This is a genomic window from Tepidamorphus gemmatus, assembly GCF_004346195.1.
In the GTDB taxonomy this organism is placed as follows: Bacteria; Pseudomonadota; Alphaproteobacteria; order Rhizobiales; family Tepidamorphaceae; genus Tepidamorphus; species Tepidamorphus gemmatus.
In genome coordinates this window covers 316,685-337,264 of the sequence record NZ_SMAK01000002.1, presented here as the reverse complement: position 1 = coordinate 337,264, position 20,580 = coordinate 316,685, and the positions used below count along the sequence as shown (strand labels likewise).

The following is a 20,580-nucleotide window of genomic DNA, read 5'->3' as shown; positions in this document are numbered from 1 at the left end:
TCCGGCGGGTGAATGTCCGCTGGCACCGTCAACAAGCCGCTTACCTGCGTCGTTTGCAGGAGTTGAGCAGGAGAAGATGATGATCACGCTGACGTTTCCCGACAATTCCAGACGCGAGTTTCCCGCCGGCATAACGGGCGCCGAGGTCGCAGAAGGCATCTCGAAGTCGCTCGCCAAGAAGGCGATGGTGGTCCGGCTCAACGGCGAGCTGAAGGATCTGTCCCAGCCGATCACCGATGACGCGCGGATCGAGATCATCACCCGCGATCAGCCCGAGGCACTGGAGATCATTCGCCACGATGCCGCACACGTTCTGGCCGAGGCGGTCCAGGAACTCTTTCCCGGCACGCAGGTCACCATCGGCCCGGTCATCGAGAACGGCTTCTATTACGATTTCGCCCGCGAGGAGGCCTTCACGCCGGATGACTTTGCCGCGATCGAGGCGAAGATGCGCGAGATTGTCGCGCGCGATGCGCCCTTCACCCGCGAAGTCTGGAGCCGCGAGGACGCCCGCCGCTACTTCGGCGAGAAGGGTGAGCGCTACAAGGTCGAGCTGATCGACGCGATCCCCGAGGGCGACGAGCTCAGGATCTATCGTCAGGGCGAGTGGCTCGACCTCTGCCGCGGTCCGCACGGGCCGTCAACGGGTAGGGTCGGGACCGCCTTCAAGCTGCTGAAGCTCGCAGGCGCCTACTGGCGTGGCGATTCCAGCAATCCGATGCTGCAGCGCATCTACGGCACGGCCTGGGCCAGCGAGGCCGACCTCAAGGCCTACCTGACGATGCTCGAGGAGGCCGAGAAGCGCGACCACCGCCGCCTCGGTCGCGAGATGGACCTGTTCCACTTCCAGGAGGAGGCGCCCGGGGCCGTCTTCTGGCACCCCAAGGGCTGGACGCTGTTCCAGACGCTGATCGGCTACATGCGCCGCCGCCAGCACGAGGCCGATTTCCTCGAGGTGAACACCCCCGACATGATGGAGCGCACGCTCTGGGAACAGTCGGGTCACTGGGAGAAGTTCGGCGAGAACATGTTCACCACGATCACGCCGGACGAGCGGGTCCATTGCTGCAAGCCGATGAACTGTCCCGGCCATGTGCAGATCTTCAGGAACGGCCTCAAAAGCTACCGGGATCTACCTCTGAGAATTGCAGAATTCGGCAAGGTTCATCGCTACGAACCGTCCGGTGCGCTGCACGGCCTGCTGCGTGTGCGTCACTTCACCCAGGACGACGCGCACATCTTCTGCACCGAGGATCAGATCACCGAGGAGTGCATCGCGGTCAATGCGCTGATCCTGTCGATCTATCGCGACTTCGGGTTCGATGATGTGCGCGTCAAGTTCTCGGACCGGCCCGAGAAGCGCGTCGGGTCCGATGCGGTCTGGGACAAGGCCGAAGCGGCGTTGAAAGCCGCCTGCGAGGCCGCCGGCATCGCCTGGACGCTCAATCCCGGAGAAGGAGCCTTCTACGGTCCGAAGCTCGAATATGTGCTGCGCGACGCGATCGGCCGCGACTGGCAATGCGGTACGCTGCAGGTCGACTTCAACCTGCCGGGTCGGCTCGGGGCGTTCTATATCGGTCCGGACGGTGACCGGCACGTCCCGGTCATGCTTCACCGGGCGATGTTCGGATCCCTCGAGCGCTTCACCGGCATTCTGATCGAGAACGATGCTGGCCACCTGCCGCTCTGGCTCGCGCCGGTGCAGGTCGTCGTCGCGACAATCACCTCCGAGGCCGACGACTATGCGCTGAAGGTCCGGCAGGCGCTGGAGGCGGCCGGACTGCGGGCCGAGGTCGACCTCAGGAACGAGAAGATCAACTACAAGGTCCGCGAGCATTCGCTCGCCAAGGTGCCGGTGATCATCGTCTGCGGCCGCCGCGAGGCGCAGGAGGGTACGGTCAACATCCGCCGTCTCGGCTCGAAGGACCAGGTGGCGATGACCCTTGACCAGGCGGTGACCGCGCTGGTCGCCGAGGCGACGCCTCCGGACGTCCGACGCAACGCGGCGGCGCTCGCCGCCTGACCCGAACGCCGGGGAGACCGGCCGGGCTGGCTTCTCAGGCCCGGCCGAGCCGGCCGGTTGACCTTGCCCGCTGCAGGATGCGCTCGGCGCGGCGCACATGCGGGCGGTCGATCATCTGTCCGTCAAGGCTGGCGACTCCGGTCTCACCCGCTTCGGACATGGCGCGCAGCACGGCCTCCGCCTCGCGGACTGCGGCTTCGGACGGTGTGAACGCCTCGTTGATCACCGACACCTGGTCCGGATGAATGGCCATCTTTGCGACGAAACCGTCGCGAACGGCCTCATCGCATTCGCGCCGCAGGCCTTTGGCATCGCGGAAGTCGGTGTATACCGCGTCGATCGGCAGAACCCCCGCCGCTGCCGCGCCCGCGAGGCACAGGGCTCTGGCCAACCTGTAGACGTCGGTATAGCGGCCGGCCGCATCGCGGTTCGAGAACGCACCGATGTCGGCCGAGAGATCCTCCCCGCCCCAGGTCATCCCTTCCAGGCGCGCGCTCGATCCGTCGTAGGTTCCGATGGCAAACAGGGACGCGGCCGTTTCGGTAACGATTGCAAGGATACGGGTGCGGCCATCCTCGATGCCGGCTAGCGCCTCCGATGTCGTCACCTTGGCATCGAGCAGCATGACATCTGCGCCCTTCGACGATTTCGGCAGCACGATGCCGTCGGGTTCGTGCGGAATCACCGCATCGAGGTCGGCGTCGGTCAGGCCAGTGTCGAGCGCGTTGACGCGGACATAGAGGCGCGGTCGGCCCGACTGCCCGCGTGCCTCGGCCAGTAGCCTGGCCGCGATGTCCCTCGCTTGCGCCTTGAGGTCAGGCGCGACCGAATCCTCGAGGTCGAGGATCAGTGCATCCGCACCGCTCTGCATGGCGCGGGCGAATTTCCTCGGACTGTCGCCGGGTACGAACAGAAGGGACCGCAACGGCATTCTCCCCAGGGCTCGGCTCTGTCTTCCGCATCCGCAGACGCTGGTTAACGGCTCGTTTACCATACGCATTCAGGGTGCTGTCGACCGGATTACCTCATTCCGGACCACGGGCGAAGACCAGCGTGATGTTCCTGTTCACGTCGATCGGCAAGAGCGAGGATCCGACATCCGGCGTCGGCTCGGCGGTCGAGCACGCCAGCCGCCGCACCGGCGCCGATTTCGCCTATCTGATGACGACGGCGCGTCGCGAATCGAATCTGAACCCGGAGGCCAGGGCGCGCACATCGTCCGCAGCCGGCCTGTTCCAGTTCATCGACAGCACGTGGATCGCCATGCTCAAGGAGGCCGGTGAACAGCATGGCTACGGCGCCTATGCCGCCAAGATCAAGCGCACCGCGTCCGGCGGCTATGCCGTCGCCGACCAGGCCGCGCTCAGGGACATCCTCGATCTGAAGAAGGATCCCAAGGCGGCAGCCCTGATGGCGGGCGAACTCGCGGTCCGCAATGCCGAAAGCCTGCGCGCCGGCCTCGGGCGACAGCCGACCGAGGGTGAGCTCTATGTCGCGCACTTCCTTGGCCCCCAGGGCGCCCTCGACCTGATCAGGCTTGCCGAGCAGGCGCCCGACCGCTCCGCTGCCAAGCACTTTCCCCAGGCCGCAGCGGCCAATCGCTCGATCTTCTACACGAGCGAGGGCAGGGCGCGGACGGCTTCGGAGGTGTATGATCGCCTGGTCGCCGGCTTCCGGAGAGAGCCGCCGACCACGCCGACCGCTCCTGCGAAATATCTCGCCTTCCAGCCCGGGCGGGCGAGCCAGGATCACGTCTTCCACGGCTTGTTCCATTCCGGGTCCGGGTCGACCCTCGGTCCGATCGGTCGCGCCGTCGCCGGTTTCTGGTCGGCCCTGGACCCGTCTCCGCGATCGGCCGGTTTCATCGGCGATCCGGTCGTCGTCACGGCCGATGGGCCGCGCCGCCCGGGCGAGGTCGAACTTGACGTCGCCACCGGCAAGCTACGTGCCGACACGGCTGCATCCGTCCTGTCCGCAGGACAGGTCGCAGCCGGATCGCTGCGCGACGACCCGTCGCTGCCGGTCTACTGAAACCAGGGGTGTTTCCGCGATTTTATGGTGAACGCTTCTTTAAGCGTTCCCTGAGACCATTCCGGAAAGCGTTGAGTGGGCCGCAAGGCTCCTTGCACCGGAGTTGTCATGATGCTCGTCAGACGTTTCCTCGACAGGCTTGCGATGTCGGAACCGTCCCAGCGGGCAGAAATCGTCCGGGCTCTCGTCCGTGTCTATCTCGAGGTTCCGCTCGACGCGGAGAACCGTTCGGCCGCTGCGACGGCGCTGCTGGCTGTACTCGATGATCCCGCGCCACGTGTCCGCCGTGCGATGGCGGAAGCCCTCGCATCCAGTCCGGACGCGCCGCGTCCCCTGATCCGCGGTCTGGCCGAGGATCTCCCTGACATCTCGACGATCGTGCTGCGCCGGTCCCCGCTGCTGAGCGAGGTGGAACTCGTCGACTATGCCGGCGGCGGCTGCGAACGCAAGCGCGTCGCGATCGCCAGCCGCGACGATGTCGGCGTCGGGTTGGCCGCAGCTCTCATCGAGGTGTCCGGTCCGGAGGCCTGCCTCGCGCTGCTCGCCAATCCGCGGGCCGCGATAACCGCGTCCTCGCTGGGCCGCCTCGTCGAACGGCATGGCAGCAGCGCGCGGATTCGCGAGGCCCTGCTCGCCCGACCGGAGCTCCCAGCGACGCTTCGCCAGAGGCTGATCGACGGCTTGGCGCAGGTTCTTGCCGATCTGGTCATCGCGCGCGACTGGCTGTCGCCGCAGCAGGCGAACAGGGTGATCGCCGACGCCCGGGATCGCGCGGTCGTCGATCTGGCCGCCAGTTGTCGCGATACGCATCGTCGAAGGCTGATCGAGATGCTGGCCGTCGAGGGGCGCCTCACTGCGACCCTGATGATCCGCGCACTCGCCACCGGTCACCGCGGCTTCGTGGAGGATGCGCTGAGCCATTTGGCCCGGACGCCTGTCTCGCGCGTCGTGGCGCTGATGCAGGACAATGGCGCCGGCTTCTGTGCGCTGTATCGCAAGTCGGGGCTTGCACCGGCGGCACTGCCGGTGATCCGCGCGATGATCGAGGTGCTGCGCGACCAGACGGATGACGGGACCGAACTGGGACGCGCCAGGATGGGACGGACGATGCTCGAGCGGGTGCTGACGGCCCTCGGCCATGACAGCTTCACCCCCGCCGAGATCGACGAGTTCGCAGCGCTGCTCTGGCGTCTGGCAACCGACGCGGCGCGCGAGGAAGCGCGGATGCAATCGGGCGGGTATTTCCAGGCGGCCTGACGTGGGTTCAGCGGATTGCCGCGTCTCGCAATTCGCCGATCTGGCGTGCGAGGGACGCATCCGCTGGAGCGAAGTCTGTCGGCATTGCCATAATGCGCGCGTGCAGGCGGCTGGCAATGGCAGCCACTTGCGGATGGCCGAGCAGGTTCGCCTGTTCGATCAGCCGTTCGGTGAGGGCGGACAGTTCGCGGGCATGACTGGCAAAGCTCGCAGAGGCATTCTCGTAGACCTGCGCCAGTTCTTCGATCTCGTCGACCATCCACCGGTCGAACTCGTCGGCGAGGGCGCTAACCATGCGGGCGGCGGCGGCTCCCGTAGCCGGATGTATCACGACCTTGCCCGTATCCTCGGTGGCCCTGAGGGAATGGCTCGTGCCGTTCTGTTCGCCAATGGACATTCCTGTCTTACTCCCGCGCTTCTACGCAGGAGCTGACGGTAGGCAGGCAGACTTAACGAAGCCTGAACCGCTAGTAGCCGAATTGCTCGGCCAGTATCCGCTCGTCGAGATTGTGGCCTGGATCGAACAGCATGATGGCTTCGCAATCCTTCGATTCGCGCACACTGACGCGGCGTACCGACCGGATCTCGACATGATCCGCCACGGCGTTGACCGGGCGCTTGTCGGCCTCGAGGATCTCGATCTCGATGGTCGCCTCGTTCGGCAGCAGGGCGCCCCGCCAACGGCGAGGACGGAACGGGCTGATCGGAGTCAGCGCCAGCAGTGGCGCATTGATCGGAATGATCGGTCCGTGGGCGGACAGGTTGTAGGCAGTCGAGCCCGCCGGCGTGGCGACGAGCAGACCGTCGCAAACCAGCTCCTCGAGCCGGACCTTGCCGTCTATGAGGACCCTGAGCTTCGCGGCCTGATAGGTCTGGCGCAGCAGCGATACCTCGTTGAGCGCGAGCGCTTCGTGAACCCGGCCCTCGCTGTCGGTCGCCGTCATGACCAGGGGATGGACGACGGCCACCGCTGCCTCATTCAGGCGCTCGATCAGGCCGTCCTCCGAGAATTCGTTCATCAGGAATCCGACGGACCCCCTGTTCATGCCGTAAATCGGCTTGCCGGTGTTCATGAACCGGTGCAGCACCTGAAGCATGAAGCCATCGCCGCCCAGCGCGACGATCACCTCGGCCGTATCCGGATCGACGCCACCGTAGCGGGCCTCGAGGCGCCGGCGCGCGGTGTCGGCTTCGGTAATCGGACTGGACAGGAATGCGATGGTCCGGAATCTCGGCCGCGCGGTCTCGGGCGTATGCATGGCGGTTTCCGCTGTGACGTGGGCGCAATATACCGGGCGGCGGACATATGCCAATGCAGGGAAAGGCCATGAGCGATCCGAACGACCCTCTGAGGCTGATCTATACGACCTTTGCCACACGGTACGACGCGGAACGCTGCGGACGGGCGCTCGTTGAGCGCAGGCTCGCCGCGTGTGTCAACATCTTTCCGGGCATGACGTCGATCTACGAATGGCAGGGCAGTCTCGCCTGCGAGGACGAGGTGGCGATGATCGTCAAGACCCGCCTCGCAGTCGTCCAGGCCGCAGTGGAGGTGCTGCAAGGGCTGCATCCCTACGACACGCCGGCGATCATCGTGCTCGCTCCGGAGACGGCGAACCATCCCTATTCCGCCTGGGTGGAGGCGCAGACAGGCTGAGCCTCAGGAAAGCTGATGCGGCTTGTGCGGTACGTATTCCGGGACGATCGCAGACAGCCGGTCCAGCATGCCTGACTCATCGCCTGTTTCGATCGCCTGCCGCAGGACCTCGATCTCCTCGATGAATGTCGCCGGAACGATCGCCCGCGGTTCGGCGGCCAGGATGCCAGCGACTTCGGTCGATTTCAGCGGTTCGCCGGAATCGAACAGCTCCTCGTTGAGCTTCTCGCCGTCGCGCATGCCCGTGAACTCGATCTGGATGTCCGTTCCCGGTTCGAAACCGGCCAGCCGGATCATCCGTTCGGCAAGATCGACGATCCGCACCGGCTCGCCCATGTCCAGAACAAAGATGGAGATGCGGTCGCGCGAGGACAGGCCGAGCGCGGAGGCCATCAGGACGAGGCTGACCGCCTCCCTGATGGTCATGAAGTAGCGCTTCATGTCCGGATGGGTCACCGTGATCGGGCCGCCCTGTTCGAGCTGCTCCTTGAACAGCGGCACGACGGAGCCGCTCGAGCCCAGCACGTTGCCGAACCGGACCGACATGAATCGGGTCTCACGGCCGCCATCGCCGTTGACGCGGTTGCTTGCGGCAAATCCGAGCGCATCCAGCGCCTCGCAGTAGGTCTCCGCCGCCCGCTTCGTCGCGCCCATCACCGAACTCGGCTGTACAGCCTTGTCGGTCGAGATCATCACCATCGCCTTGGCCCCGACCTTCCGGGTCGCGTCGGCAACATTCACCGTGCCGACGGTGTTCGTCAGAATTCCTTCGGCCACGTGCTGTTCGACGATCGGCACGTGCTTCAACGCCGCGGCATGGAACACCAGGTCAGGTCTGAATCGTTCCACCAGGTCGGCGACCTTCCGGCGATCGCGGACATCGCAGAGACGTCCCTCGACAGGGATGCCGGGAAAATCGCGCTTCAGATCCTTGGTGATCGCATACAGGGCGAACTCTGAGTTCTCGACGATCATCAGCCGTTCGCAGCTCATGCCGGCGATCTGCCGGCACAGCTCGCTGCCGATCGTTCCACCGCCACCCGTCACCAGCACCTTCTGGCCGGCGACGAGGTTGCGGATCATCGTGTAGTCGAGTTCGCGGGTCGAACGGCCGAGCAGATCCTCGATGTTGATCGGGGCGAGCCGCAGGCGGCCGTCGCCATTGACGCTGTCGAGGCCCGGATGGGTCAGCCGCTCGACGCTCAGACCGACCTTCCTGGCACGCGAGATCACCTGTTCGATGTCCCGCTCCTTCACCAGCGCTTCGTTCGTCAGGATCAGCCGGCGCGGAATCTGCCCGTGCTGGGCAAGCCGCTCGACCACGCGCTCGAGATCGCTGGTGTGGCCAAGCACCGGCACGTTGCGAATGCGCTGACCGACATGGGCCTGCTTGGTCGACAGCAGGCCGATCGGGCGCATCAGGTCATGGCCGTTGGTTTCCAGCGATCGAATGATGATCTCGGCATCGTTGCCCGATCCGGCGATCAGGACCGGAATCGCCGTGTGGGAGGCTCTCCGGGTCCGGTTGAGCAGCCGGCGGTCGCGGTAGACCCGATACAGGAAGCGCGGCCCACCGAGCAGCGCCATCAGGATGAACCAATTGGTGAAGACGATGGTCCGCGGCACGATGATGGCGCCGCGGGAGACGAAGTCCAGGACGACCATGAAGACCGATACGGCGGTCACCGCCTTGACGATGTTCACGAGGTCTGGGATCGACGCGAACCGCCAGATCCCGGCATAAAGACCGAATGCCCAGTAGATGACGCATACGAAAGGCAGGACGATCGCGATCAGGGTCACGATCTCGTTGGCGCGATAGGAGAAGGCGTCGGCCCCGAACCGGATATAGTAGCCGAGGCCGATCGCCACGACTGTCATGACCAGGTCGTGGGTGAAGGCGGCCAGGCGCTTCGGTGTCAGCGGGCTCGGCGCAAAATGCATTCGTTCCTGCGGCTGTCGCAGCTTTGTTCCCGGGCGAGTGCTTACACCCTTGGGTCGGGATATCCAACCCGCAATTGCCGGGCGACGGCAAACCCACGGCTGTCGGTCGGGCGCATCCGGTCTCAGTTGGCGGCCCGTGCCGCCAGCGCGACGGGATCGACGAAGGTGGTGCCGCGGTCGTCGTCGCCGAGGCGGACGAACCCGAGACGGGCGAGGGCGGGATATTGCGCCAGCGTGCCGATTGTCGCCACGTAGCAGACCCTGCCGCGATAGGTCGACATGCCCTCGAGGATGTCGTTCTCCGAGCCGTTGGTGGTGATGCTCAGGAGGTCGACCCGATCGATCCCGGCGGCCGCCAGAACGTCGTCCAGCCGGTCGACGGCGATCCTCGTGCGCTCGAATTGGTCGCGGTCACAGCGATCGCTGGCATAGAACGCCTCGACCAGATTGGCCGCCGGATGGTCGGGGTCGCGCAGGAAATCGAGTTCCCCCGCCTCGCTCCACGCCCCCTTTGCCAGCACGGTCAGATTGTCGAGGCCATGCCGCCCGGCGAAGTCGCGCAGAGCCGCCGCGCTGTCCGGATCGGGTTCCAGCACCATGACGCGTCCCATTGGCCCGACCAGACGGGCGAAATGAACGGCGCGCGACCGGCCGGCCCTCAACGTATCCCACGGTGCGCCGATCTGCACCACCGTCGCACCGGGCCGCAGCAGACGGTAGGGCAGGCGGTGGCGCCGGAGCCTGGTCCCGACGCCGTAGAGCGGGCCTTCGGGGAGCCGCCACAGCAGGGCATAGCCGATCCTGCGCATCGTGTTGTGGAGGCGGGAATGCCGGGAAAGGCGATAGAACATGCGGTCGGATCGCCTGACGGTCAGATGCTGCGGGGGGCGGTCGGAAAGCGCTCTCCGATCGCGAACAGGGCTATCATGATCATGAGCAGAGCGGTCCACCAGCTCTGCCATGCGCCGTGGCTGACGCTGGAGACCGCCAGTGTCGCGGTGATCGCCCCGTAGGCGAAGGATCGTCGTCGTGCCGGAAGGGCGCTGACCGCCATCACAACGCCGACCATGATCGCGGCCGCCAGAACGACTCCGATCGCTCCCAGTTCGACCCAGATCTGCAGGATGGGATTGTGGGGATGGTGGATCGGTCCGATCGTCCAGTTGACCCCCGGCATCTCGCGCAGCCCGAACATCCGGGACGACTCCAGCCCCCAGCCGATCAGCGGCCGCTCCAGTGCCGCTTCCGCCGTCGCCCGCCAGATCTCCAGACGGCGTTCGCTGCTGAGATCGACCATCTCGTCGACGCCCGTCTCGACGGCGAAATCGGACATGAGCTTGACCATCAGAGGCATGGCGACAAAGGCCGCCGTCCCGACGACGATCACGCCGATCTGGGCCGTCCGCAGGCTGATCAGCGCCAGGCTGGTGACAAGGAGGCCTGCACAGATCGCGAGCAGTGCCGACTTGCTGCTCGAGACCGCCACAGCGGCGATGACGAGCACGATCACGCCGACGCGGATGTAATGGCGATAGCGCCCGGTGGTCAGCGCCAGCGCCGGCCACATCAGCAGCGACACCGTCACCACCGATCGGTTGAGGTAGGACGGATTGGGTCCGTAGATGTAGGATCGGAACACGCCGCCCGGCACCGTGAACTCGACGATCAGGATGATCGCCGCCAGAGCGATGCCAAGCGCCGCGCCAATCCGGTGCGTCTCGCGTTCGAACGGCGGAACGCATCGGTGGATGATGAGCACGGTGCACAGGATCAGCAGGATCTTGACCGACTGATCGAATGTCCACTCCGGGGACAGCGACCACAGCGTCGACAGCGTTGCGAAGCCGATCAGGGCAAGAGTGCTCAGCACCCACCAGGGCATCCGCCGCGGGTCGATTGCGCTCGTCGCGAGCCGCATCGCGCCAGGTCCGCCCCGGCTGCAGCGGATCGCGGTCCGGTACGTCAGGGCCAGCGCCGCCGCGATGAGCAGTATCGTCGGCAGGGCTCGGCTGGAGTAGATCACCGTGATCGGCGCCGCGAAGAACAGCGTCGTCAGGGTGGCGTCGCGCAGGAAATCAGGCCCGACGGCCGCAGCCCGGCGGCCGAAGCAGGCGCCCCAGCGGCGCGCATCCTCGACGATGTGTCTGAAAACGAGAAGCGCGGAAACGACCATTCCGTCGGGGGCCGGAGTTGTCTGAAGGAGGTCGGAGGCTTATACGGCGCGGGGGTCGGCGAGGAAACCCCCGTCTGGACCCGAATGGCCACCGCTGGAAGGTGCAATGTCCGGATTTGTCCCGGTTCCCTTCTTCCGACCGTCGATCGGCGAGGAGGAGATCGACGAGGTGGTCGCGACCCTGCGCAGCGGCTGGCTGACGACCGGCGAGCGCGCCCGCCGGTTCGAGGCCGCATTCTCGGATTATATCGGCAGCGGAGTCGAAGCCATCGCGGTCAACTCGGCCACCGCCGGCCTGCATCTGGCACTCGAGGCCCTCGGCATCGGCCCCGGCGACGAGGTCATCGTGCCCGACCTGACATTCACCGCGACGGCCGAGGTCGTGCGCTATCTCGGCGCAGAGGTTCGTCTGGTCGATGTCGATCCGGTGACCCTGTGTCTCACGCCGGAGGCATTCGCGGCGGCCGTCGGTCCCAGGACCCGCGCCGTGATACCGGTTCATTACGGCGGGCTTGCCTGCGATCTGGACGGAATCGCGGCCGTGGCCGCACAATACGGTATCGACGTGGTCGAGGATGCCGCGCACGCGCTTCCCACACGCTGGCGCGGCCGCCTGATCGGGAGCCATGGAACCGCGGCCAGCGTGTTCAGCTTCTATGCGAACAAGACCATCACGACCGGTGAGGGTGGAATGCTGGTCACGCCGCGTCGCGAGCTTGCGGCGCGCGCCAAAGTGATGCGGTTGCACGGCATCGACCGCGACGCGTTCGACCGATACCGGCATCCCGGACACGGATGGCGCTACGACATCGTGGCGCCTGGCTTCAAGTACAATCTGTCCGATCTGGCGGCCGCGGTCGGCCTGCGCCAGCTCGCGAAGGCGGACGCCCTCCGCGACCGGCGCGAGGCGATCGCCGGAACCTACCTGGAGGCGTTCGCAGACCTGCCGCTTCGTCTTCCCGTGCGCGGCGAGCAGGGCGGCCATGCCTGGCACCTATTCGCGGTCCGACTGGATCCATCCGCGCCAATCGATCGCGACGGGTTCATCGCCGCGCTGGCCGAGCGCGGCATCGGCAGCAGCATGCACTACGCGCCCCTGCACCGGATGACCTACTGGCGCGAGCGCTATGGCCTTGCCGCCGAGGATTATCCGGTTTCGGAGGAGGCCTTTCGCAGTCTGGTCACGTTGCCGCTGTTTCCGGACATGCGGGACGAGGAAATCCAGTCGGTGATCGCGGCCGTCCGCGAGGCTCTGGACGGGCGCGGATAATCCATGCACGAGGACGTCCGCCGCGACTTCATTGTCGTCCTGGGTCCGGCCCGCTCGGGCACCTCGCTGCTGCGTGACCTGATCGGCTGCCATCCCGCCGCGACCGCAATTCCCTTCGACGTCAATCACGTCTGGCGGCTCGGCAACGAGCGCCACCCCGACGATGCCCTGTCCCCCGACCTCGCCACACCGCAGGTACGACTGCGCATCCGCCGCCGGCTGCTTGCTCTGGCGCGCCGCAGCGCCGGCGCCGCACATTGGCCGGAGGTGCGACTTGTGGCCGAGAAGACTGTCGGCAATGCGTTGCGTCCGCATTTCGTCGACGCGGTGCTGGGCGGGCCGCGTTACGTGCGGATCGTGCGCGATCCCCGGCAGACCATCGCCTCGACGGTCGCCTCGTGGAAGGCGTCGCCGAGCCTGCGTCATCTGGTCCGCAAGTTGCGCTTCTTCGGACCCGGCGAGGTCGGCTATGCCGGTTGGTATGTCGCGAATGCGCTTGCTGGGATGATCCGCCATCGCCGGGGCGTGAAGGTCTGGGGCGCGCGCTATCCGGGTATTGACAGCGACATCGAGCGGCTGGACCTCGAGTCGGTCTGCGCCCGCCAGTGGCTCGCCGCGATCGACTCCATGGACGCCTTCTTCGCGACGCTGCCGCCAGAGCGGGGACTGTCGGTCCGCTACGAGGACATCGTTGCCGACCCCGCATCGCTGGAACGGGTCTGGGCCTTCGCCGGGCTTCCAGATGACGGTCTGTCGCGGCGTCTGCACGCCGAGATCGTCTCGGCAGCCCCCCTGCACTCGGCAAGCCTTCCCGGCGGCATGGCGGATGGGCTGATGGCAGCGGTGTACGCGCGGATGGCCGCGTTCGGCTATGACTGAGCCGCCATGCCCGCCGACCTGACGAAACGGGCCTTCGACATTCTCGCCAGTGCCATCGGCCTCGTGGTGCTGTCGCCGGTCCTGCTGGCGATCGGCCTCGCGATCAGGCTTGAGTCAGGTCCTCCCGTCCTGTTCCGGCAGACACGGGTTGGTCGGGGCGGCGCCCTGTTCACCATACACAAGTTCCGCACCATGCGGCCGGCAGCTGGCAGCCGGATCACCGCCGCCGGCGATCCCCGCGTTACAAGGGTCGGCGCGTTTCTGAGGCGCACCAAGCTCGACGAGCTCCCGCAACTCTGGGACATCCTGCGCGGCGTCATGTCGTTCGTCGGACCCCGTCCGGAGGTCCCCGACATGCTGGCCTATTATCCGCCCGGCGATCGGGCGAAGCTGCTCTCGGTTCGGCCCGGCATCACCGACCTGGCAACACTGGAATTCCGTGACGAGGAGGCAATTCTGGCGGGCGCTAACGATGTCGAGCGCGCCTATCTCGAAGAGGTCGTGCCGCGCAAGCTGGCGCTCGCGACACGCTATGTCGATTCCCGCAGCTTCACACTCGACATGCAGATCCTCGCCCGAACGCTCGCGGCGCTGGTCAGGCGGCCGCCGGATCAGCCGCGTCCGCGATAGGGCGCAACACCCTGGTCGGGAATCCACAGCCCCGCTGGCGCCATCCCGGTCTGCCAGAACACGTCGATCGGAATACCCCCGCGCGGATACCAGTAGCCGCCGATCCTGAGCCAGCGCGGCTGTAGCCTGCTGGCAAGCCGCCGGCCGATCGCGACGGTGCAGTCCTCGTGAAAGGCGGCGTGATTGCGGAATGAGGCAAGGAACAGTTTCAGCGACTTCGACTCAACGAGCCACTGATCGGGCACATAGTCGATCACGAGATGCGCGAAATCGGGCTGACCCGTCACCGGGCACAGCGAGGTGAACTCCGGACAGGTGAATCGCGCCACATAGTCGGTGTCGGCATGCGGATTGGGCACGCGGTCGAGCCCCGCCACGTCCGGTGACTCCGGAACCGGGACGGGTCGGCCAAGCTGCATCGGGCTGTCGGGGCTGGTCATGGACGTCCAGATGCGCCGCGCCAGCGAAAATGGCAAGTCCGCATCGTCCCGGTGCGCCCGCGCGCTCCCACATCCGGGGCAACAGCATTGGACTTCCCAGCGTCATCCGCCTCGGCTATTAGCGGCGCGGGTTCTCGAAGGGGATAGCGAAGCATGACAGCCATCGTCGACATCGTCGGACGTGAGATCCTCGACAGCCGCGGCAATCCGACCGTGGAAGTCGATGTCGTTCTCGAGGATGGGACGATCGGCCGCGCCGCGGTCCCTTCGGGCGCCTCGACAGGGGCGCACGAGGCGGTGGAGGTGCGCGATGGCGGGCCACGCTATCTGGGCAAGGGCGTTCGCGGCGCGGTCGATGCGGTCAATGGCGAGATCTTCGACGCCTTGTCGGGCATGGATGCCGAGGAGCAGGTGCAGATCGACGCGGCGATGATCGCCCTGGACGGCACACCCAACAAGAGCCGCCTCGGCGCCAACGCCATCCTCGGCGTGTCGCTTGCGACGGCGCGGGCGGCGGCCGAGGCGACCGGGCTTCCGCTCTACCGCTATGTCGGCGGCGTCGGAGCACGCGTCCTGCCGGTGCCGATGATGAACATCCTGAACGGTGGCGCCCATGCCGATAACCCGATCGACATTCAGGAATTCATGATCATGCCGGTCGGCGCCGCGTCCTTCTCCGAGGGCCTGCGGATGGGGGCGGAAATCTTCCATGCGCTGAAGGGCGCATTGAAGAAGGCCGGTCACAACACCAATGTCGGTGACGAGGGCGGTTTCGCGCCGAACATCGCGTCCGCTCGCGCCGCGCTCGACTTCATTCTCGAGGCGGTGGAGGTCACCGGCCTGAAGCCCGGCAACGACATCGTGCTGGCCCTCGACGTCGCTGCGACGGAGTTCTTCAGGGACGGCAGGTATCACATGACAGGCGAAGGCAGGACCCTGGATCCCGAGCACATGGTCGCCTACCTGGCCGAACTCGTCGACGCCTATCCGATCGTTTCGATCGAGGACGGGATGGCGGAGGATGACTGGCGCGGCTGGAAGATGCTGACCGAAACCATCGGCGAGCGCTGCCAGCTCGTCGGCGACGATCTGTTCGTTACAAACACCGCGCGCCTGTCGACCGGCATCAAGGAGGGTGTTGCCAATGCGCTTCTGGTCAAGGTGAACCAGATCGGCTCGCTGACCGAAACGCTCGACGCCGTCGAGATGGCGCATCGCGCCGCCTATCGCGCGGTGATGTCGCACCGTTCGGGTGAAACCGAGGATTCGACCATCGCGGACCTGGCGGTGGCCACGAACTGCGGGCAGATCAAGACCGGCTCCCTTGCCAGATCGGACAGGCTTGCGAAATACAATCAGCTTCTACGCATCGAGGAGGAACTTGGCGCCACGGCGAAGTATGCCGGCCGATCGGCCCTTCGCGGCTGACCGCCGATCATCCGATTAAGCCTGCCTTAACAGTCACGGCGGATAGTGTCGCGCGTACCCTCTCTGTCGTCAGGACCGATCCATGCCCCGCCGTACCGTCCGCAGAGGATCGATCGCGGCGCTGCTGGTGCCGTTGCTCGGCGCCGCCGCTGTCGGCTATTTCGCCTGGCACGGCATTCACGGCGCCCGCGGGTTCCTTGCCTCCCAGCAGCTCGCCGCCGAGACGGCCCGACTCGAGGCGGAGCTGGCGGAAGTACGGCGCGAGCGCGAATGGCTCGAGCATCACGTCGCCCTGCTGCGGCCCGAAAGCCTCGATCCCGACATGCTCGAGGAGCGGGCGCGGGTGCTTCTCAACCTGGCTCACCCCGACGACATCGTCATCCTGAGACAGAATCCGTAGCGCTGGTTGCTGCATCGCAGCACCGAAAGGAATCTTAACCGGAATCCGGTTAAGACACATTATTTCTTGAAGATCAAAGGATTGTCGCCGTCGCCGGATGACGGTTACGGCTGGCGTTTCGCGTCATGCTGCGCTACCTGTTCGGGACCGATCAGGTTCAACGAGCAGGGAGGACGGCATGGCGGCGAGAGCCGGTGGCGGTGCAAGGACCAGATCCGCGCCCGGGAGTCGGTCGACCGCCAGGGCGCGAGCAGCTGGCAGGCCGGTCAACGGCACGGCTATTGCCGAACTGACGGCCGAGGAGGAGCTGGCCGCCTACCGCGAGATGCTGCTGATCCGGCGCTTCGAGGAGAAGGCGGGCCAGATGTACGGCATGGGACTGATCGGCGGATTCTGCCATCTCTACATCGGTCAGGAAGCCGTTGTCGTCGGCATGCAGATGGTGGCCAAGGAAGGCGACCAGATCATCACCGGCTATCGTGATCATGGCCACATGCTCGCCTGTGGAATGGACCCCAAGGGGGTGATGGCCGAACTTACCGGCCGCCGCGGCGGCTATTCCAAGGGCAAGGGCGGCTCGATGCACATGTTCTCCGTCGAGAAGGGCTTCTTCGGCGGGCACGGCATCGTCGGCGCGCAGGTGTCGCTCGGCACCGGCCTCGGCTTTGCCAACAAGTACCGTGGCAACGACAACGTCAGCTTCACCTATTTCGGCGATGGGGCTGCCAACCAGGGCCAGGTCTACGAGAGCTTCAACATGGCTCGGCTCTGGCACCTGCCTGTGGTCTATGTCATCGAGAACAACAGGTACGGCATGGGCACCAGTGTCGCCCGCGCCTCGGCGACCACCGATCTCTACATGCGTGGCGCGTCCTTCGACATTCCGGGCGAGCAGGTCGATGGCATGGACGTGCGCGCGGTCAGGGCCGCCGGCGCGAAGGCGGCCGAGATCTGCCGGAAAGGCAATGGGCCGTACATTCTCGAGATGCTCACCTACCGCTATCGCGGCCACTCGATGTCTGACCCCGCCAAGTACCGCTCCAAGGACGAGGTGCAGAAGATGCGCCAGGAGCACGATCCGATCGAGCAGGTGAAGGCGCGGCTTCTGGGCGAGCATCGGGTCAGCGAGGATGCGCTGAAGGATATCGACCGCGAGGTTCGCGCCATCGTCAACGAGGCGGCCGAGTTCGCCCAGACCGATCCCGAGCCCGATCCCTCGGAGCTGTGGACCGACGTGCTGCGCTGAGCTGAGGGGGAGGGAACCCATGCCGATCGACGTACTGATGCCCGCCCTGTCCCCCACCATGGAGGAAGGCAAGCTCGCAAGGTGGCTCAAGAAGGAAGGCGATGCCGTCGCCTCCGGCGACGTGATCGCCGAGATCGAGACCGACAAGGCGACCATGGAGGTCGAGGCGGTCGACGAGGGCACGCTGGCCAGGATCCTGGTTCCGGAAGGTACCGAGGCCGTCAAGGTCAATACGCCGATCGCCGTGATCCTGGCCGACGGCGAGGATGCTTCGGCGATGTCGGCTGAACCGAAGGCTGGCGCGCCCGCATCCGAACCGGATCTGGCCGCGCCGCAGGCAGAGGCACCGAAATCTGGCGCCCCGAAACCCGCCGCGAAATCCGTCGAGACACGCCGTCTCGAACAGCCGGACCCCGAGCCGGAATTCGCCCCCGGCACGGTGATGGTCGACACCACCGTGCGCGAGGCGCTCCGCGACGCGATGGCCGAGGAGATGCGCCGCGATGACGACGTCTTCGTCATGGGCGAGGAGGTCGCCGAGTACCAGGGAGCCTACAAGGTGACGCAGGGGCTGCTCGACGAGTTCGGGCCGCGTCGCGTCATCGACACCCCGATCACCGAGCACGGCTTTACCGGTCTCGGCGTTGGGGCTGCACTCGCGGGCCTGAAGCCCATCGTGGAGTTCATGACGTTCAACTTCGCCATGCAGGCGATCGACCAGATCATCAATTCGGCCGCAAAGACCCACTACATGTCGGGCGGACAGATCGGCTGTTCGATCGTCTTCCGCGGTCCGAACGGAGCGGCCTCTCGCGTCGCCGCCCAGCACAGCCAGGACTTTGCCGCCTGGTACAGCCATGTACCCGGCCTGAAGGTGATTCAGCCCTACACGGCGGCGGATGCCAAGGGCCTGCTCAAGGCCGCGATCCGCGATCCGAACCCGATCGTTTTCCTCGAGAACGAAATCCTCTACGGCCACAGCTTCCCGGTACCCAAGATCGAGGACTTCACCATCCCGATCGGCAAGGCGCGCATCGCCCGCAAGGGGACCGATGTCACCATCGTCTCGTTCGGCATCGGCATGACCTACGCGCTGAAGGCCGCCGACGAACTGAAGGGTGAGGGGATCGATGCGGAGGTGATCGACCTCAGGACCATCCGGCCGATGGATGTCGACACCATCGTCACCTCGGTCAGGAAGACCGGGCGCTGCGTCACCGTCGAGGAGGCCTGGCCGCAGTGCTCGGTGTCCTCGGAGATTGCCGCGCAGCTGATGGAGAAGGCATTCGACTGGCTTGACGCGCCGGTCACGCGGGTCACCGGCAAGGACATTCCGATGCCCTACGCAGCCAATCTCGAGAAGCTGGCATTGCCTTCGGTGAAGGAGGTCATCGACGCGGTCAGGGCGGTAACCTACCGCGACTGATCCGGTGCCTGCAACATCCCGACGCCCGGGGGAAACGACCAATGCCCATCGACATCCTGATGCCCGCCCTGTCGCCGACCATGGAGAAAGGCACGCTGGCCAAGTGGCTGGTCAAGGAGGGTGATTCCGTCGCACCTGGCGACGTGATCGCCGAGATCGAGACCGACAAGGCGACCATGGAGGTGGAGGCGGTGGACGAGGGCACGATGGGCCGGATTCTCGTCCCGGAGGGAACCGCCGACGTACCCGTCAATGAGAGGATCGCGATCCTGCTTGCCGAAGGCGAGGATGCCGGCGCGATAACGGCAATGCCCACACCTGAACCGGCCCAGGCGCCTGCGGCCGACAGGCCTGCCTCCCCGCCGGCTCCCGCACATGATGCCAGGGACGCCGGCGCATCCGCCGCATCTCCCGCCGCGAGCCCCGGCAGTGCCGCGGTCGAATCGCGTGGCAACGGTCAGGAAGGTGGCCGCATCTTCGCCTCGCCCCTGGCGCGCCGGCTGGCAAAGGAGCAGGGTCTCGACCTTGCCGCGATCGCGGGTTCCGGTCCGCACGGTCGCGTGGTCAAACGCGACATCGAACGGGCCGTCGCCGCCGCCGGCGCTGTGAAGTCAGCGCCGCGCGCGGCCGAGGGGCCGGCCCAGGTCGTCGCCGCGCCGGCAGCCGCGCCTGCCGCGGTCCCGGCCCCCGTCCAGGCGCCCTCCGACGACAGGATCCGCGCGCTGTTTGCCGATGGGACCTACGAGGTCGTCCCGCACGATAACATGCGCAAGGTGATCGCCCGCCGCCTGACCGAAGCGAAGTCGACGATTCCGCACTTCTACCTGACGATAGACGTCAATCTCGATGCGCTGATGAAGCTGAGGACGGAACTCAACGCGGCGGCTCCCGAGATCGACGGCAAGCCAGCCTACAGGCTGTCGGTCAACGACTTCGTCATCAAGGCCCTGGCACTGGCATTGATGGCCGTGCCGGAGGCCAACGTCACTTGGACCGAGTCCGGCATGCTCAGACACAAGGTCGCCGATGTCGGCGTCGCCGTCTCGATTCCCGGTGGATTGATCACGCCAGTGGTACGTCGCGCCGAGCAGAAGACGTTGTCGGTCATCTCCAACGAGATGAAGGACTATGCAGCGCGTGCACGCGCCCGCAAGCTCAAGCCCGAGGAATACCAGGGCGGTTCGACTGCGGTCTCCAATCTTGGCATGTTCGGCATCAAGGACTTCGCTGCCGTCATCAACCCGCCGCACGCGACGATTCTGGCGGTCGGCGCTGGCGAGCAGCGGGCCGTGGTGCGCGACGGGGCGGTTGCCATCGCCACACAGATGTCCTGCACGCTGTCGACTGATCACCGGGCTGTCGACGGCGCGCTCGGCGCGGAGTTAATGGGGGCGTTCCGCGGCTTCGTCGAGAAGCCGATGTCGATGCTGGTCTAGCCGCGGGTGGATCGCCCGTGGTTGCCATCCGCCCCGTCCGCAAGTCATATGCCGCCCGTGATCGGGGGGCAGATCGATCGTGCCGGCGGGGATGTCCAGTCCGGTCTGTGGGGTCGGGACGCCGAATCCGGCGCATCAGCCATGGAGGTCGACGCAGCGGCGCCGCGCGCGACGAGGGTGGCTCTGCCTGTCCCGACGCGATCGTCGCCGACATCGGCGGCGAAGTGGCGCGCCGTCCGACCATTCGTGTCCCTGGACGACCGGGACATGCGGACCGTGTTCTGCGCGTCCGCACCATCGCCCCGGGACAGCCGTCATGACAAGCCCTGCGCCGTGGCCG

Annotated in this window: 19 protein-coding genes; 12 read left to right on the top strand and 7 right to left on the bottom strand. The window is 66.2% G+C overall.

Annotated features, from left to right (window positions below; all coding sequences use genetic code 11):
• Positions 1-79 precede the first annotated feature (79 nt).
• Positions 80-2,023 (top strand): threonine--tRNA ligase, encoded by a 1,944-nt coding sequence (thrS, locus tag EDC22_RS04435; RefSeq protein WP_132805401.1) that lies wholly within the window; start codon positions 80-82, stop codon positions 2,021-2,023.
• A gap of 34 nt (positions 2,024-2,057) precedes the next feature.
• Here thrS and EDC22_RS04430 read toward each other — a convergent pair whose 3' ends face one another.
• The gene (locus EDC22_RS04430) at positions 2,058-2,948 is read right to left on the bottom strand and encodes an HpcH/HpaI aldolase/citrate lyase family protein (RefSeq protein WP_132805400.1); all 891 of its coding nucleotides are present in this window, start codon (positions 2,946-2,948) and stop codon (positions 2,058-2,060) included.
• Positions 2,949-3,079: 131 nt separating this feature from the next.
• Between EDC22_RS04430 and EDC22_RS04425 the strand changes: the two genes are divergently transcribed.
• Both EDC22_RS04425 and EDC22_RS04420 read left to right on the top strand, forming a co-directional pair.
• Positions 3,080-4,054 carry a lytic transglycosylase domain-containing protein gene (locus EDC22_RS04425; RefSeq protein WP_132805399.1) on the top strand — a complete coding sequence of 325 codons (975 nt, stop codon included), beginning with the start codon at positions 3,080-3,082 and terminating at the stop codon, positions 4,052-4,054.
• 111 nt (positions 4,055-4,165) lie between these two features.
• On the top strand, positions 4,166-5,311 hold the full coding sequence (locus tag EDC22_RS04420; RefSeq protein WP_165926789.1) for a DUF2336 domain-containing protein: 1,146 nt from the start codon (positions 4,166-4,168) through the stop codon (positions 5,309-5,311).
• A gap of 7 nt (positions 5,312-5,318) precedes the next feature.
• On the opposite strand, the gene EDC22_RS04415 is transcribed toward EDC22_RS04420, so the two are convergent.
• Positions 5,319-5,708 carry a hypothetical protein gene (locus tag EDC22_RS04415; RefSeq protein ID WP_132805397.1) on the bottom strand — a complete coding sequence of 130 codons (390 nt, stop codon included), beginning with the start codon at positions 5,706-5,708 and terminating at the stop codon, positions 5,319-5,321.
• Between the two features lie 70 nt (positions 5,709-5,778).
• Complete coding sequence (locus EDC22_RS04410; protein WP_425385508.1) at positions 5,779-6,690, bottom strand: NAD kinase; 912 nt, start codon at positions 6,688-6,690, stop codon at positions 5,779-5,781.
• Here EDC22_RS04410 and cutA point away from each other — a divergent pair.
• Complete coding sequence (gene cutA / locus EDC22_RS04405) at positions 6,639-6,968, top strand: divalent-cation tolerance protein CutA (RefSeq protein ID WP_132805395.1); 330 nt, start codon at positions 6,639-6,641, stop codon at positions 6,966-6,968. The two genes, EDC22_RS04410 and cutA, sit on opposite strands and share 52 nt — an antisense overlap.
• 3 nt (positions 6,969-6,971) lie before the next feature.
• Here cutA and EDC22_RS04400 read toward each other — a convergent pair whose 3' ends face one another.
• The 3 genes from EDC22_RS04400 to EDC22_RS04390 all read right to left on the bottom strand — a co-directional run bounded on the left by EDC22_RS04400 (position 6,972) and on the right by EDC22_RS04390 (position 11,085).
• On the bottom strand, positions 6,972-8,912 hold the full coding sequence (locus EDC22_RS04400) for a polysaccharide biosynthesis protein (protein ID WP_132805394.1): 1,941 nt from the start codon (positions 8,910-8,912) through the stop codon (positions 6,972-6,974).
• Positions 8,913-9,034: 122 nt separating this feature from the next.
• Entirely contained in the window at positions 9,035-9,763 is a 729-nt protein-coding gene (locus EDC22_RS04395; protein WP_165926788.1) for an FkbM family methyltransferase, read from the bottom strand.
• A gap of 20 nt (positions 9,764-9,783) precedes the next feature.
• Positions 9,784-11,085, bottom strand: a complete 1,302-nt coding sequence (locus EDC22_RS04390; protein WP_132805392.1) for an O-antigen ligase family protein — start codon at positions 11,083-11,085, stop codon at positions 9,784-9,786.
• Between the two features lie 106 nt (positions 11,086-11,191).
• Between EDC22_RS04390 and EDC22_RS04385 the strand changes: the two genes are divergently transcribed.
• Genes EDC22_RS04385 through EDC22_RS04375 form a run of 3 tightly spaced genes read left to right on the top strand, consistent with a single transcriptional unit; the run spans position 11,192 to position 13,864 of the window.
• Positions 11,192-12,355: a DegT/DnrJ/EryC1/StrS family aminotransferase gene (locus tag EDC22_RS04385; RefSeq protein WP_132805391.1), complete on the top strand. Its 1,164-nt coding sequence runs from the start codon at positions 11,192-11,194 to the stop codon at positions 12,353-12,355.
• Positions 12,356-12,358: 3 nt separating this feature from the next.
• On the top strand, positions 12,359-13,234 hold the full coding sequence (locus EDC22_RS04380; RefSeq protein ID WP_132805390.1) for a sulfotransferase family protein: 876 nt from the start codon (positions 12,359-12,361) through the stop codon (positions 13,232-13,234).
• Positions 13,235-13,240: 6 nt separating this feature from the next.
• Positions 13,241-13,864: a sugar transferase gene (locus EDC22_RS04375; protein ID WP_245499624.1), complete on the top strand. Its 624-nt coding sequence runs from the start codon at positions 13,241-13,243 to the stop codon at positions 13,862-13,864.
• On the opposite strand, the gene queF is transcribed toward EDC22_RS04375, so the two are convergent.
• Positions 13,846-14,304, bottom strand: a complete 459-nt coding sequence (queF, locus tag EDC22_RS04370; protein ID WP_132805389.1) for a preQ(1) synthase — start codon at positions 14,302-14,304, stop codon at positions 13,846-13,848. The two genes, EDC22_RS04375 and queF, sit on opposite strands and share 19 nt — an antisense overlap.
• Positions 14,305-14,457: 153 nt before the next feature.
• On the opposite strand from queF, the gene eno reads away from it, so the two are divergent.
• From eno to EDC22_RS04345, 5 genes are all read left to right on the top strand, one after another.
• Positions 14,458-15,732: a phosphopyruvate hydratase gene (gene eno, locus EDC22_RS04365; RefSeq protein ID WP_132805388.1), complete on the top strand. Its 1,275-nt coding sequence runs from the start codon at positions 14,458-14,460 to the stop codon at positions 15,730-15,732.
• Positions 15,733-15,814: 82 nt separating this feature from the next.
• Positions 15,815-16,132 carry an FtsB family cell division protein gene (locus tag EDC22_RS04360; protein ID WP_132805387.1) on the top strand — a complete coding sequence of 106 codons (318 nt, stop codon included), beginning with the start codon at positions 15,815-15,817 and terminating at the stop codon, positions 16,130-16,132.
• A gap of 178 nt (positions 16,133-16,310) precedes the next feature.
• Complete coding sequence (pdhA, locus tag EDC22_RS04355; RefSeq protein ID WP_132805386.1) at positions 16,311-17,378, top strand: pyruvate dehydrogenase (acetyl-transferring) E1 component subunit alpha; 1,068 nt, start codon at positions 16,311-16,313, stop codon at positions 17,376-17,378.
• Positions 17,379-17,397: 19 nt separating this feature from the next.
• Positions 17,398-18,804, top strand: a complete 1,407-nt coding sequence (locus EDC22_RS04350) for a pyruvate dehydrogenase complex E1 component subunit beta (protein WP_132805385.1) — start codon at positions 17,398-17,400, stop codon at positions 18,802-18,804.
• 41 nt (positions 18,805-18,845) lie between these two features.
• Positions 18,846-20,240, top strand: a complete 1,395-nt coding sequence (locus EDC22_RS04345; RefSeq protein ID WP_132805384.1) for a pyruvate dehydrogenase complex dihydrolipoamide acetyltransferase — start codon at positions 18,846-18,848, stop codon at positions 20,238-20,240.
• Positions 20,241-20,580 lie beyond the last annotated feature (340 nt).

Coding starts and splice junctions, on each gene's coding strand:
- thrS (WP_132805401.1), top strand. CDS start 80: ATGATCACGCTGACGTTTCCCGACAATTCCAGACGCGAGTTTCCCGCC.
- EDC22_RS04425 (WP_132805399.1), top strand. CDS start 3,080: ATGTTCCTGTTCACGTCGATCGGCAAGAGCGAGGATCCGACATCCGGC.
- EDC22_RS04420 (WP_165926789.1), top strand. CDS start 4,166: ATGCTCGTCAGACGTTTCCTCGACAGGCTTGCGATGTCGGAACCGTCC.
- EDC22_RS04415 (WP_132805397.1), bottom strand. CDS start 5,708: ATGTCCATTGGCGAACAGAACGGCACGAGCCATTCCCTCAGGGCCACC.
- cutA (WP_132805395.1), top strand. CDS start 6,639: ATGAGCGATCCGAACGACCCTCTGAGGCTGATCTATACGACCTTTGCC.
- EDC22_RS04400 (WP_132805394.1), bottom strand. CDS start 8,912: ATGCATTTTGCGCCGAGCCCGCTGACACCGAAGCGCCTGGCCGCCTTC.
- EDC22_RS04395 (WP_165926788.1), bottom strand. CDS start 9,763: ATGTTCTATCGCCTTTCCCGGCATTCCCGCCTCCACAACACGATGCGC.
- EDC22_RS04390 (WP_132805392.1), bottom strand. CDS start 11,085: ATGGTCGTTTCCGCGCTTCTCGTTTTCAGACACATCGTCGAGGATGCG.
- EDC22_RS04385 (WP_132805391.1), top strand. CDS start 11,192: ATGTCCGGATTTGTCCCGGTTCCCTTCTTCCGACCGTCGATCGGCGAG.
- EDC22_RS04380 (WP_132805390.1), top strand. CDS start 12,359: ATGCACGAGGACGTCCGCCGCGACTTCATTGTCGTCCTGGGTCCGGCC.
- EDC22_RS04375 (WP_245499624.1), top strand. CDS start 13,241: ATGCCCGCCGACCTGACGAAACGGGCCTTCGACATTCTCGCCAGTGCC.
- queF (WP_132805389.1), bottom strand. CDS start 14,304: ATGACCAGCCCCGACAGCCCGATGCAGCTTGGCCGACCCGTCCCGGTT.
- eno (WP_132805388.1), top strand. CDS start 14,458: ATGACAGCCATCGTCGACATCGTCGGACGTGAGATCCTCGACAGCCGC.
- EDC22_RS04360 (WP_132805387.1), top strand. CDS start 15,815: ATGCCCCGCCGTACCGTCCGCAGAGGATCGATCGCGGCGCTGCTGGTG.
- pdhA (WP_132805386.1), top strand. CDS start 16,311: ATGGCGGCGAGAGCCGGTGGCGGTGCAAGGACCAGATCCGCGCCCGGG.
- EDC22_RS04350 (WP_132805385.1), top strand. CDS start 17,398: ATGCCGATCGACGTACTGATGCCCGCCCTGTCCCCCACCATGGAGGAA.
- EDC22_RS04345 (WP_132805384.1), top strand. CDS start 18,846: ATGCCCATCGACATCCTGATGCCCGCCCTGTCGCCGACCATGGAGAAA.